12 protein-coding genes and 4 pseudogenes are annotated in these 12,298 nt (G+C 68.7%); 9 read left to right on the plus strand and 7 right to left on the minus strand.

The window, feature by feature from the left end; all coding sequences use genetic code 11:
• The first annotated feature begins 32 nt into the window (after nucleotides 1-32).
• A pseudogene (locus KAE78_RS14990) lies at nucleotides 33-1,071 on the plus strand (1-aminocyclopropane-1-carboxylate deaminase).
• A gap of 9 nt (nucleotides 1,072-1,080) precedes the next feature.
• Here the strand turns inward: KAE78_RS14990 and KAE78_RS14995 are convergent.
• Both KAE78_RS14995 and KAE78_RS15000 read right to left on the minus strand, forming a co-directional pair.
• On the minus strand, nucleotides 1,081-2,064 hold the full coding sequence (locus tag KAE78_RS14995) for a glycosyltransferase (RefSeq protein WP_317451957.1): 984 nt from the start codon (nucleotides 2,062-2,064) through the stop codon (nucleotides 1,081-1,083).
• Nucleotides 2,034-4,594: pseudogene (locus tag KAE78_RS15000) on the minus strand (glycoside hydrolase domain-containing protein). Before KAE78_RS15000 ends, KAE78_RS14995 begins: the two are co-directional and overlap by 31 nt.
• Nucleotides 4,595-4,811: 217 nt before the next feature.
• Here KAE78_RS15000 and KAE78_RS15005 point away from each other — a divergent pair.
• The 3 genes and pseudogenes from KAE78_RS15005 (at nucleotide 4,812) to KAE78_RS15015 (ending at nucleotide 6,873) form a co-directional block, all read left to right on the plus strand.
• Entirely contained in the window at nucleotides 4,812-5,354 is a 543-nt protein-coding gene (locus KAE78_RS15005; protein WP_223172723.1) for a polymer-forming cytoskeletal protein, read from the plus strand.
• 110 nt (nucleotides 5,355-5,464) lie between these two features.
• A pseudogene (locus KAE78_RS15010) lies at nucleotides 5,465-6,273 on the plus strand (HAD-IIA family hydrolase).
• Between the two features lie 81 nt (nucleotides 6,274-6,354).
• On the plus strand, nucleotides 6,355-6,873 hold the full coding sequence (locus tag KAE78_RS15015; RefSeq protein WP_223172724.1) for a YdeI/OmpD-associated family protein: 519 nt from the start codon (nucleotides 6,355-6,357) through the stop codon (nucleotides 6,871-6,873).
• A gap of 39 nt (nucleotides 6,874-6,912) precedes the next feature.
• Here the strand turns inward: KAE78_RS15015 and KAE78_RS15020 are convergent, their stop codons facing one another.
• Entirely contained in the window at nucleotides 6,913-7,428 is a 516-nt protein-coding gene (locus KAE78_RS15020) for a DUF2165 family protein (protein ID WP_223172725.1), read from the minus strand.
• Nucleotides 7,429-7,430: 2 nt separating this feature from the next.
• Nucleotides 7,431-7,700 carry a DUF4177 domain-containing protein gene (locus tag KAE78_RS15025; protein ID WP_317451959.1) on the minus strand — a complete coding sequence of 90 codons (270 nt, stop codon included), beginning with the start codon at nucleotides 7,698-7,700 and terminating at the stop codon, nucleotides 7,431-7,433.
• 44 nt (nucleotides 7,701-7,744) lie between these two features.
• Between KAE78_RS15025 and KAE78_RS15030 the strand changes: the two genes are divergently transcribed.
• Nucleotides 7,745-8,698, plus strand: coding sequence for a diacylglycerol/lipid kinase family protein (locus KAE78_RS15030; RefSeq protein WP_223172727.1), 954 nt, complete (start codon nucleotides 7,745-7,747; stop codon nucleotides 8,696-8,698).
• Between the two features lie 16 nt (nucleotides 8,699-8,714).
• On the opposite strand, the gene KAE78_RS15035 is transcribed toward KAE78_RS15030, so the two are convergent.
• On the minus strand, nucleotides 8,715-9,056 hold the full coding sequence (locus KAE78_RS15035) for a VOC family protein (RefSeq protein ID WP_223172728.1): 342 nt from the start codon (nucleotides 9,054-9,056) through the stop codon (nucleotides 8,715-8,717).
• Nucleotides 9,057-9,321: 265 nt separating this feature from the next.
• Between KAE78_RS15035 and KAE78_RS15040 the strand changes: the two genes are divergently transcribed.
• The 3 genes from KAE78_RS15040 (at nucleotide 9,322) to KAE78_RS15050 (ending at nucleotide 10,207) form a co-directional block, all read left to right on the plus strand.
• The gene (locus KAE78_RS15040; protein WP_223172729.1) at nucleotides 9,322-9,630 is read left to right on the plus strand and encodes a hypothetical protein; all 309 of its coding nucleotides are present in this window, start codon (nucleotides 9,322-9,324) and stop codon (nucleotides 9,628-9,630) included.
• A 149-nt stretch (nucleotides 9,631-9,779) separates the two neighbouring features.
• A complete protein-coding gene (locus KAE78_RS15045) occupies nucleotides 9,780-9,956 on the plus strand; it encodes an SIP domain-containing protein (protein WP_223172730.1) in 177 nt (58 codons plus the stop codon).
• Nucleotides 9,953-10,207: a hypothetical protein gene (locus KAE78_RS15050; protein ID WP_223172731.1), complete on the plus strand. Its 255-nt coding sequence runs from the start codon at nucleotides 9,953-9,955 to the stop codon at nucleotides 10,205-10,207. The genes KAE78_RS15045 and KAE78_RS15050 overlap by 4 nt, the downstream gene beginning before the upstream one ends.
• Here KAE78_RS15050 and KAE78_RS15055 read toward each other — a convergent pair.
• The gene (locus tag KAE78_RS15055; RefSeq protein WP_223172732.1) at nucleotides 10,204-10,560 is read right to left on the minus strand and encodes a DUF2200 domain-containing protein; all 357 of its coding nucleotides are present in this window, start codon (nucleotides 10,558-10,560) and stop codon (nucleotides 10,204-10,206) included. The genes KAE78_RS15050 and KAE78_RS15055 overlap by 4 nt on opposite strands.
• A 41-nt stretch (nucleotides 10,561-10,601) precedes the next feature.
• Entirely contained in the window at nucleotides 10,602-11,054 is a 453-nt protein-coding gene (locus KAE78_RS15060; protein ID WP_223172733.1) for a flavodoxin family protein, read from the minus strand.
• 97 nt (nucleotides 11,055-11,151) lie between these two features.
• Here KAE78_RS15060 and KAE78_RS15065 point away from each other — a divergent pair.
• Nucleotides 11,152-12,296, plus strand: a pseudogene (locus tag KAE78_RS15065) (type III polyketide synthase).
• Nucleotides 12,297-12,298: the final 2 nt, after the last annotated feature.

Genomic DNA, 12,298 nt, shown 5'->3' on the forward strand with positions numbered 1-12,298 from the left:
TATCGAAAACCGTTGATGAAGTGAGGACCCGGATGCCACTCTCAGACTTCCCCCGCCACAGGCTCACCTTCGGGCCGAGCCCCGTCCATCCGCTTCCGCGGTTGAGCGCCCATCTCGGTGGCGCACAGGTGTGGGCCAAGCGGGAGGACTGCAACTCCGGGCTCGCCTTCGGCGGCAACAAGACGCGGAAACTGGAGTACATCGTGCCCGACGCGCTCGCGCAGGGCGCCGACACCCTCGTCTCGATCGGCGGATACCAGTCGAACCACACCAGGCAGGTCGCCGCCGTCGCGGCATCCCTCGGCCTTGACGCCGTGCTCGTCCAGGAGAAGTGGGTCGATTGGCCCGACAGCGTCAACGACCGCGTGGGCAACATCATGCTCAGCCGCATCCTGGGCGCCGAAGTGCGACTGGACTCGGCGGGGTTCGGGATCGGCTTCAAGGACTCGTGGAAGCGGGCCATCGCCGACGTCGAGGAGAGAGGCGGACGCCCCTACGCGATTCCCGCCGGCGGCTCCGACCACCCTCTGGGCGGTCTCGGCTTCGCGAACTGGGCGTACGAGGTGCAGCAGCAGGAGCAGGAACTCGACGTTTTCTTCGACACGATCGTGGTGTGCTCGGTCACCGGATCCACGCATGCGGGCATGATCGCCGGCTTCGCCGCGCTGGAGGATGCCGGCGGTCGGCCCCGCCGGGTGATCGGCATCGACGCGAGCGCGAAGATCGATGAGACCCGCGATCAGGTGGCTCGTATCGCACGGGCGACGGCCGCGCTGATCGGTGTCGATCGCCCCTGCGAGACGACGAGATCACCGTGCTCTCCGGATGGGCGGGCGATCGCTACGGGATCCCGGTCGACTCCACGATCGATGCCATTCGACTGACCGGCCAGTTGGAGGGCGTCATCCTTGACCCCGTCTATGAAGGCAAGTCCATGGCAGGCTCATCGACCTTGTCGCGAACGGCGAGATCTCCCGCGACAGCACGGTCCTCTACGCTCACCTCGGCGGGCAGCCCGCGCTCAACGCCTACAGCGCCCTGTTCACGCACAGCGCGCGGGTGGCGGTATGAGCGGCGACGTCAGCGCGTCGCGAGCAGGGGAGCCCCGCCTGCCGTCACAGCGCTGAACAGCTTGTCGAACACCGCACCCCGATCGAACTGCATCGCGTACGCCCGCGCCGCCGCCGCCCGCTCCGCGATCTGCTCCGGCGTGAGCGAGAGGCCCTCGCGCAGCGCCGCGGCGATCGCATCCGGATCATTGACGGGCACGATGAGCGCGTGATCGCCCACCGCCTCGCCGATGCCGCCGGTGATCGTCGTGATCACCGGACCGCCGCCGGCGAGCATCTTCTCGGCCAGCGCGATGCCGAAGGTCTCGATGAAGTCGGGGCTCGGCCTGCTCGGCAGCGCGTAGACCGCGCAGGCCTCCATCAGATGCGGCTTCTCGGCATCACCGACATCATCGAGGAACCGGATGCGCGCCACCAGGGGCGAGGCCGCGGCCAGATCGTGCAGGCGCCCGGCATCCGGTCCGCGTCCGACGATCACCAGCTCGACGTCCTCCGGCAGCCCGGCCCGTTCGAAACCGGCGATGAGGTCGTCGACGCCCTTTGCCGGCTGCAGGCGCGAGAGGAAGAGCACGTAGCGGTTGCGGCCCAGCCCGCGCCGGGCCAGCACCTTGTCGGTCTCCGCCGGATCGAGGTCGATATAGGCCGAGGTATCGATCGCGGGGTAGGAGACCCGGATGCGCTCGCGGCATTGATCGGCGAAGCGGGTGCCGTGGCGGGCGTCGAGCTCGGATGCGGCGTCGATGATGATGTCGCGCGTGTACTCGGAGACCGCCACCGGGTGGTCCTGCTCCAGATAGGCGCTGAAGATCTGCGCCGCGGCGCCGAAGGCGTTCTGCTCCAGGCTGGAGCGCACGACATTGGTGATGTCGCTGCCCACCGCCTCGGCGATCGTGATCACATCCACCGGAAGGCCGGTCGCCCGCGCCGTGCGCACGGCGTCGGCCACGGCGAGCGTGTGCGGGCTCAGGTAGAGCGAAAGAACGGTCGTCGGCACACCGTCGGTGAAGAGCTCGACGAGACGCCCGGTGATCCCGGCGAGGTAGCGCCCGTCGGGACCTTGTAGTCGCCGACCGGCTCGGGCCGCTCGACATGGATGCCGGCGCTGTAGGGCAGCACGGTCTCCAGCGGCTTCAACGGCAGGCCGCTCGTCGCGAGCCGCTCCAGCGGCCAGGTGACGATGCGCACCTCGTCGAAGCCGCGGGTGAGCGCGGCCTCGGCGAGATTGCGGCCCTCCACCGAGTGCCCGCAGATCACGGGTCGGCGCGGTTGACGATGATCAGGCGGCGGGATACGGACATTTTCGTCTCCTGGTGATCTGGGGTCAGGGGACTCGGATGTGGAACTGGACGGCGGCCGCTCGGACCGGCCCCAGTCGCTCGGTTCGGGGCCGAGCCGGAGCCGCAGTTCGCCGCCGGCATGGAACTCGGCGCCGCTGATCCAGCTGCGGGCCAGCGGCGCGCCGTTCAGGGTCGCCGACTGCACGTACTGGACGGGGCCTCCAGCCCGCGGTTCGACGAAGCCCTCGGTCTCGATGCGCAGGGGCCCGGCGGCGAGCTGGATCCGGGCCGAGCGGAAGGAGGGCGCATTCACCAGGAACAGGTTCTGCCCCGCCACCGGGAACAGCCCGAGCGACGCCCAGACGTACCAGGAGCTGAGACCACCGGAGTCGTCGTTGCCGGGCAGCCCGCCGCGGCCGGTGCCGAACTGCTGCAGCACCGCCGCGTGCACGATCTCGGCGGTGCGGTCGGGACGCCCGATGTAGTGGTAGGCCCAGGGGCCTCCATGTCCGGCTCGTTGTTGAGCCCCTCGAAGCGGCCGAGCGCGTAGCCCGCCCGCATCTCGGCGTCGTCGGGTGCGAGCCCGGGCTGCACCACGGGCTCCGCGCCATAGCCGAAGAAGGCGTCGAGCATGCCGAGGAAGGCCTCGTCGCCGCCGGCGAGTGCGATGCGCCCGGCCATGTCGTGCTGGAGCCGGAAGGAGTAGTTGTGCTTGCTGCCCTCGTAGAACGTGGAGTCCTTCAGCAGACCCGTGGCCGGGTCGTAGGCGTTGACCCAGCGTTCTGCCAGGGCGACGAACTCCTCGGCCAGGTCGTGGTCGCCGACCGTGGTGGCCACTTTCACGCTGCACCAGTAGCCGAAGGCGAGGTCGAGGGTGTGGCTGATCGGACGCGCCTCGCCATGGAGCAGGAAGTCCTCGCCGTAGGTGCGGCGCAGATCGTTGTGCATGTGCACCAATGCCCAGTCCCAGTCGATTCCCGGCATCCCCAGCTGACAGAGGTCGGAGAGGAAGGTGTGCGCCAGCGCGCTGCCTTGCCGTGAGAAGCGGTCGCTGCCGATCGCCATCCGGTAGCCGATCGGGAAGTTGCCCTCCTCTTCCGCGATGGTCAGCAATGCGCCGGCCAGCTCCACGGCGCGCTCCGGCTGCAGAGCGGTCAGCAGCGGCAGCTGGGTGCGGTAGATGTCCCAGAGCGTGGAGAGGTCGAAGGCGAACGGCCCGTCGCTCGGCCAGAACGGACTCTCGCCGGGCGCCAGGCAGGGCTTGATGAGCGAGTGGTAGAGCGCGGTGGCGAACACGGTGGCGCGCTCGGGCGAGTCCGTCTCGATCGTGATCGCCTCCAGGCTGTCGCGCCAGGCGGCGCGGGTGCGCTCGCGGCGAGCATCGAAGCCGCCGGAGTCGGCGCCGCAGTCCTTCTGCAGGTTGCGCCGGGCCTGCTCCACGCCGCGCAGCGAGAAGCCCATGCGCAGCTCGATCTGCTGGCCGGCGCGGCTGGGGCCTGCCCACATCATCCCGAAGGAGCGCAGGGTCGTCGGCCGGATGTGGTCGAAGTCGAGCCGGGTCCCGCCGGGCATGAGCCGCCGGTCGTACCAGAGCATCTGCCGCCAGGTCTCGGCGTCGCATTCGAGGTAGACCGAGAGCGGCGCGCCCTCCACGACGATCGTGCCCTGCGCGACGCCGGGTGCGACCGACTCGAGGTGCGCGCGCAGCGGGATCGTCGCCGAATGGGGCAGCGACAGCCCGCCCAGCGAGAAGTCGATCACGACCCGGGCATTCGGATGCTCCGGAAAGGTGTAGCGGTGCACGGCGCTCTTGGGTCCGACGGTGAGCTCAGCCCGGATGCCGGAGTCGAGCGTCGCGGCGAAGCGGCCCGGCTCCGCCTCTTCCTCGCTGATGCCCCACAGTCGGCCGAGCACGTCGAGCGGCTCGAGCATCGGGGTCACCCGGAAGTAGTTGTAGTACTTGCGGATCGCGCCGGTGCCCGACTGCTGGAAGTGGGTGAAACCGGAGGCCACCTGCTCCTCGTGGATCACCGGCGGCAGGCCCTCCGTGCTGAGGTCGTAGCGTCCGTACCCGGTGGGGTAGGCCCCGGAGTAGGCGCAGGCCGAGACCATCCCGAACGGGGAGGTCGCGCCCGGGTGGGTGTTGCCCACCTGCGGCTTCGGCCACCACCAGGTCGCGGCCAGTCCGGTGCGCGCCGGAAGCGCCGTGGTCTCGGTGCCGATGAACGGATCGACGTGCTCGATCATGGTGCGACGCTACGGCGCGACTGTCTCGGCGGTGTTACGGCGGCGTGAACAGGTTCGCACGCGACTCGCCTCGCCCGCCCAAGGATGTCCTCACGAAGCGCTTAGCCGCGCCTCACCCGCCACCGCTGTACTGAGAACAGCCGCACGAGGGTCCTCGGCGGGTCGAGACGAGAGGAAGACTCCCATGAAACTTCGCAGCACACTTGCGGTAGGAGCGGTGGCAGGACTGCTCCTCGTCGGGATCCCGGGCGCCGCCCAGGCCGACGACGTGAACCGCAGCGGCAACTACGTCGTCCCCAAGGGGCGCACGATCGACGGCAATCTCACGGTGCGAGGCGGCACCATCACCATCCACGGCAAGGTCGACGGCAACGTCCGTCAGATCGGCAAGGGGTCGGTCATCATCTCGGCCTCGGGCGAGGTGGACGGCAACGTCGTCGAGTCGGGCACCGGCTATGTCAGGGTCAGAGGCGAGGTCGACGGCAACGTCGTCGAGCGCAACGCCGGCAGCGTCTGGATCTACCGCACCGGCGAGGTGGACGGCAACGTCACCGAGAGCGGCACCGGACACGTCTACATCCGCGGCGAGGTCGACGGCAACGTCACCGAGTCGGGCAAGGGCCACCTGTATCTCTACGGCACCGCCGAGGTCGACGGGAACGCCTCCGAGAAGAATGCGGGCAACCTCTACACCTACCGAGGTGCAGAGGTCGACGGCAACATCAAGGAGAGCGGCACAGGCTCGCGCATCCGTCGCTGAGCGGCACTGAATCGATCGGGCACGGCCCCACCCGGAGCCGTGCCCGATCATCAGCGTCAGCACTGTTGCGCGACATCCCTCCGTCACACCCCCTGCGTACAATGACGACCATGTCGAGACGCGATGAGATCGAATGCTGGCTCACCGACATGGACGGCGTGCTCGTGCACGAGAACCGGGCGATCCCCGGCTCGGCCGAGCTGCTCCGGCAGTGGGCCGATCAGGGCACCGAGTTCCTCGTCCTCACGAACAACTCGATCTTCACCCCGCGAGACCTCTCGGCCCGGCTTCGCGCTTCGGGGCTCGAGGTACCCGAGCACCGCATCTGGACCTCGGCGCTCGCGACCGCCGACTTCCTGCGCTCGCAGATGCCGGGTGGCTCCGCCTTCGTCGTCGGCGAGGCGGGGCTGACGACCGCGCTGCACGAGGCCGGGTTCATCATGACCGAGTCCGACCCGGACTACGTCGTCGTCGGCGAGACCCGGCACTACTCCTTCGACGCGCTCACCAAGGCGATCCGGCTCATCGGGAAGGGGGCACGGTTCATCGCGACCAACCCCGATGCGACCGGGCCGAGCATGGAGGGCGTGCTGCCGGCCACGGGGCGATCTCGGCGTTGATCACCAAGGCGACCGGCAAGGATCCCTACGTCGTCGGCAAACCCAACCCCATGATGTTCCGTTCGGCGCTGAACCGCATCGGCGCGCACTCCGAGAACACCGGCATGATCGGCGACCGCATGGATACCGACATCGTCGCCGGCATCGAGGCCGGCCTGCACACCGTGCTCGTGCTCACCGGTATCAGCGACCCCGCCGAGATCGAGCGCTTCCCGTTCCGGCCGAGCGAGGTGCTGGGTTCGGTCGCCGAACTCGTGTCGGCCCATCCCGCCGAGTCGGATCTGCCCGAAGTTCTGTGAGCGGGTTCCGCGGTCACGACGAGGAGACGGCGCGATGACGGACACCGACGACGACGTCCTGACCGTGGAGGACGACGCCCAGTGGCGGCCTGGCTCGCCGCGAACCATGAGACCGCGCGCGCGGTCTGGCTCGTGATCCCCCGCGGATCCGGGTACCGGGAGCGTTACGAGCAGGCAGTGCGTCAGGCGCTGTGCTTCGGCTGGGTCGACGGGCAGTCGCGCCCCCATGACGGCGAGGGCACTCTGCAACGGTTCTCGCCCCGCAAGCCGCGCAGCATGTGGGCAGGCACGAACAAGGCGCGCGTCGCCGAGCTCGAGGCGGCCGGCCTGATGACGGATGCCGGGCGCCGCGTCATCGAGAACGCGAAGGCCAACGGCATGTGGGAGGTCCTGGACGGCCCCGAGGCGGGCGTCGAACCGCCTGAGCTCACCGCTGCGCTGGACGCGAACCCCGAGGCGCGCGAGCGCTGGGACGCCTTCCCGGCGTCGGCGCGCAAGTTCGGCCTCACCGCGATCGCGCTGGCGCGCAGGCCCGAGACCCGCGCGGTACGCATCGCACGGATCGTCGCGGATGCGGCCGACGGCACGCGGCCGGGCTGATCCCTCAGCGCGCCCGCTCTCACGGCCTGGGCGGGGCGACTACTCCTTCGCCACGCTCGCAGAAGCCGGTTCGTTCAGCGCCAGCAGCACGGCGAAACCCGCCCAGAGCGTCACGATGCCCATCGCGGTGTCCTTGCCGTTCCATATGCTCGACTGCCACATCGCGAACCACTCGGAGCCGATCACGATGAAGCCGAGGAACCAGATCGCGAACCCCAGAGCGTAGGCGGCGTAGCCCCAGGTGCGTGCGCGGTTGTATTCGGCGTCACTCGCGTCGCGACAGAGGAACAGCTTCACCGCACCCACGAGCGCGAGCACGGCGAAGACGGCCTCGGCGACGATGATGCCGATGTACGCCGCCGTCCACACCCACGGGATGGTGATCGCCCTCCACATGAGCGCATTGCCCTCGAAGGTCGTGTCCATCGACAGCACGTGCCGGACGAACTGGTAGTTCGAGTCGTAGTCCATGAGGTTCCCCAGGAAGACGAACAGCCCGAACAGTCCGGCCGAGAACAGGGTGAACGCCTGCAGGAGGCGGAGCGGATGCTTCATTGTCATACCTCTCGTGTGAACACCAGATCGAGGTGCGGCTGGGCATGCGTGTCGAAACTGATCGCCTGGACGAACTCCCACCCGGATGCGGCCCTGTCGCGGATCACATCGCGGTAGTCGTTCGCGAGCGCGGACCCCGCTCGACGGCGCGTGAAAGGAATCCTGACGAACGAGTACTCGCGCATTGCGGCACCTCCTTCACCGCCCACCCTGGCAGTGGGGGCGCGTAAGGTCAACGGATACCGTGTTGGTGCGACCTCTCCTTGCTCCATGCTCCGAGGGGCGGCACGATCGACATCTTCCGGAAGGACCCGTCATGAGCACAGACCGCATCGGCATCGTCTGGAACCCCTCCAAGACCACCAGGGAAGAACTGGAATCCGCTTTGGGCAAGGCGCTTTCCGGTCAGGAGGCGCCCGAGGTGCGCTGGTTCGAGACGAGCAAGGACGATCCCGGTCGTGCCGCGACTCAGGAGGCGCTCGACGCCGGCAGCGACGTCGTGCTGGCGGCAGGGGGCGACGGAACGGTCCGCGCCGTCGCGGAACACCTCGCCGACACGGATGCCGGTGCCGAGCTGGGGGTCATCCCGCTCGGCACAGGGAATCTTCTCGCCCGAAACCTCGGCATTCCCCTGAACGACCTGTCTGCGGCGTTCACTCGTGCGCTCACGGGCGTCGCCCAGTCGATCGATGTCGGCTGGGCCGAAGTGACGCTGCCGGAGGGAGCGCAACGGTACGCCTTCGTGGTGATGGCCGGGTTCGGGATCGATGCGCACATGATCACCGAGACCGATGACGGCCTCAAGGACCGGGCGGGGTGGCTCGCCTACGTCGAGTCCCTCGGCCGGGCCGTCTCGGCCAGCGAGGTCATCGGGATCCGGCTGGTCGACGCCGGGGGAGAAGCCTCCGAAGAGCAGGCGCACACGCTCCTCATCGGTAACTGTGGCATGCTCCAGGGCGGGATCACCCTCTTGCCCGACGCGAACCCCTCCGACGGTGAACTCGACCTGCTCGTGCTGAGCGCCGACGGGATCACCGGGTGGATGGACACGCTGCGGAACATGGCCTGGGACAACGGACTCAAGCGCCTCCTCGCCCGCGGGGATGCGGCCGAGAGCGCAGAGAGCAGCGACACCGCCGTGCATCGGCGTCTGACCCATCTCACGATCGAGCTCGACGAGCCGCGGGTCTTCGAAGTGGACGGCGACGACATCGGCGAGACGACGCGCATCGAGGTCAGCATCCAGCCCGGTGGTGTCCGGGTCAGATGACCCCCGCGCCGCCGGATCAGTCCGTGACGGCGTCCCTCGGCGGATTGTGCATGAACTCGATCCGGATGCCGTTGTCGTCCTCGACGAAGGAGGCATAGTAGCGCTCGGTGAAGCGCGGGTACTCCTTCGGCTCGCGCACCGCCGTCCAGCCCGCGTCGAGTGCGATCGCGTGCAGACGATCGACCTCCGCGCGAGAGTCGACGGCGAAGGCGAGATGCTGCCATCCGACACGCCCATGCCGGTGCGGGCCGGTGCCCTCTTCGCGAGCGGGGAAGAGGATCAGTTCTGACTCGTCGCCGACATGCCAGGCGACTGCCTGGTCTGCGTCTTCCCTCCGGTAGCCGAGCGCTTTCAGCACCGGGTCGAACTGCGCGACCCCGCGGGGAGGTCGTCGACGGTGATTCCAAGGTGATCGAGGAGAGGCATGCGGCCATCCTATGCAGGGGTGCTGCCGGGCGCGGGACGTCTGTGAGTCTCCCCGTATCGACCCTGGTGCCACGAGGGGCGCGTACTGTCGAAGCATGTGAGCCGTCGTCCTCGGATTCGTCCAGCAGCGCGCGAGCCGAGCGGATGCCGCACCCGCTGATCACGCCCCACCCCGCCGATCGAATCGAGAACAGACCGTGCCTACCTGGTGGGAGCAACTCCTGCACCTGACCGTCGGCCGCGTCGGCCAGCACTCCGAGCTGCCTGATTTGCGGGAGCTGCCGTCGACCGTCGTCCCCGTCGAACGCACCCACTACGTCGTGCACGATCGTGAGCGGCAGAAGTCGGGAGATCGCCTGTACGTCCTGCGTCGCGAGTCGCGTGATCGGCGGCATCCGCATGACATCGCCGTCTACGCCAACGGGCGCGGGGTGGGTATGTGCCCGGCGGCCCGGCGGCCGACCTGGCGCCTCTTCTGGACCGGCTCGGTGGAGCGGCCGTCGTGAACGGGACCGGGTCATCAAGGTCGGGAAGCATCCGTCTGCGGGTGAAGCTCCCCGAGGTGGACGCGCTCAGGGACTTCGTCGCGGCGCACGAGAATGCCGACAGGAGTGAAAGTCTTGCGGAATAGGTAAGCCTTACCTAAGTTAGAAGCATGTGCGCATGCTCCTCCGATCGCCCTCAGTTCCTCCTCGCCGGCGACAGCAGCGACATCCCGTTCATCCAGGCGACTCTGCGGCGCACGCCCGTCGACGCCTACGGGCAGGTGTACATCGAGGTCGCGACGTCGCTTCAGATCCGGCGAATCGACGAGCCTCAGGGGTCACGGTGACCTGGCTCTGCCGCGACCAGGCGGGCATCGACCGTCCGATGGAGCCGCGAGGACAGCGACTGAGCCGGGCGGTCAGGGGATGGTTCGCCGAATGGACCTGTGGTGAGAACGACCCCGCGACGAAGGTGGTCTGGCTCGGCGCGGCCACCTGCCCGCAGGTCGAGGACCTGCATCAGGAGCTGCGCGAGCGGTACCCGGTCCTGCAGCACGGTCCCTCCGCGTCGTTTCACCTCGGCGGCGAGGAGATCTAGCCCGCCGGAGCGGGCTCGCGCAGGATCTTCTCCATGGCCTTGCCCCGGGCGAGTTCGTCGACGAGCTTGTCGAGGTAGCGGATCTTCTGCATGAGCGGGTCTTCGATGTCCTCGACGCGGATGCCGCACACGACCCCCTTGATGAGCGTCACGTTCTCGTTGAGATGGGCGGCATCGAAGAACTCCTCGAACGTCGTCCTCTTCGCCAGGTGCTCCTGCAGAGCGTCCTGGTCGAACCCGGTCAGCCACTCGATGACCTGATCCAGCTCTTCGCGCGTGCGTCCCTTGCCCTCCGCCTTGGTGACATAGTGCGGATAGACGTCGGCGAACGGCATGCGGAACACTCGGTGCATGCCCCCAGGTTACGTCGCTCGCGCACACGGCGGAAGGGTGCTCACTCCATGAGGGTTGCGGCGACCGTGGCGCCGAGGTCGACTGCCCGTTCCAGATGCGCGGCGCCGATCTCTCCCGTGAAGACGAGGGGCTCGGCGGCGAGGGACCACCCGTACCCGGCGGTGATCGAGGTCATCGCCCGCTCGGCGCCGGTCGTGTCGTGGCCGCCGTGGATCCAGTAGGAGAAGGGACGCTTCACGGTCTCCTCGCGCACCTGATAGTACGTCGTGTCGAAGAAGTGCTTGAGCGCGCCGGAGATGTACCCGTAGTTCGCCGTGGTGCCGAGCAGGTAGCCGTCGGCGGCGAGCACATCCTCCAGCGTCGCCTCCAGGGCGGCGCGCTCGACCACGTCGACGCCGACAATGTCCTCATGCCGGATGCCGCGGAGCACGGCATCCGTGATCTCCCTCACCCGCGGCGATGGCGAGTGATGGACGACGAGCAGACGGGCCATGCCGTCACTCTACGCCGGGACGTTCCTGCCCTCAGCGCATTCCTGCGCGGAGCGCAACCCCTTGCGAGGGAGGCCTCGCGGATGGTTCGGTTCGAGTATGGCCGCCTTTCTCCGCTCGCTGCAGACGCTCGTCCCGCCCACCGTGCTCGTGCAGGACGAGGTCCGCGAGGTCTTCGCCTCGCAGCCCGGCCTGAACCGGCTCGCGCAGCGGATCATCGCGACGTCCTTCGGGGTCTCGGGCATCGAGACCCGGCACACGGTCATCGAGGAGCTCACGCGCTCTCGCACGAGCGAGGATCCCGAGTTCTTCGATGCCGAGACCGGCGCGCTGCGGATGCCGGGCACCAAGACCCGCAACGACCTGTACACGGAGGCCGCCTCGAACCTGTTCGTGGAGGCTGCCCGCAGGGCGCTCGCGGGAGCGGCGGGGATCGAGGCGGAGGACGTCACCCATGTCGTGACCGTCTCGTGCACCGGCTTCTACGCGCCCGGCCCCGACTTCGAGATCGCCCGCGAACTGTCCCTTCCCGCAGGCGTGCAGCGCTATCACCTCGGCTTCATGGGCTGCTACGCTGCCATGCCCGCGCTGCGGGCGGCGGCGCAGTTCTGCGAGGCGGATCCGGATGCCGTCGTGCTCGTCGTCAGCGCCGAGTTGTGCACCCTGCACCTGCGCTCCTCCAACGACCCCGACACGATCGTGGCCTCCTCGCTGTTCTCCGACGGCGTCGCCGCCGGTGTGGTCTCCCGCCGCACGCCGCCGGAGGGAGGGGCCGCTCTCCGTCTCGACGCCTTCGAGACCGTCGTCACCCCGGTCGGCGACGATGCGATGGCCTGGACGATCGGCGACCACGGCTTCGAGATGGTGCTCTCCTCGTATGTGCCGCACATCATCGGCGACCACATCGAGGGGGCGCTGCGGCCGCTCTTCTCGGGGAGGAGTCACTCGCGGCCGCCCTGGACGACGGCGATGCCTCCGCACGGGTCGCGCACTGGGCCATCCACCCCGGCGGGCGCGACATCCTCGATCGTGTGCAGGACCGACTGGGGCTCTCCGAGGGCCAGCTCCGGGCCGCCCGCGAGACGCTCCGCGACTACGGCAACATGTCCAGCGCGACGGTGCTCTTCGTGCTGAAGAACATCCTCGACCACGCATCGGCGCAGGACGGCGATCGGGTCGCGGCGATGGCCTTCGGACCCGGTCTCACCGTCGAGAGCGGAATGTTCACGGTGGTGCAGGGCTGAGG

Source organism: Microbacterium sp. NIBRBAC000506063 (genome assembly GCF_017968845.1).
Lineage (GTDB): Bacteria > Actinomycetota > Actinomycetes > Actinomycetales > Microbacteriaceae > Microbacterium.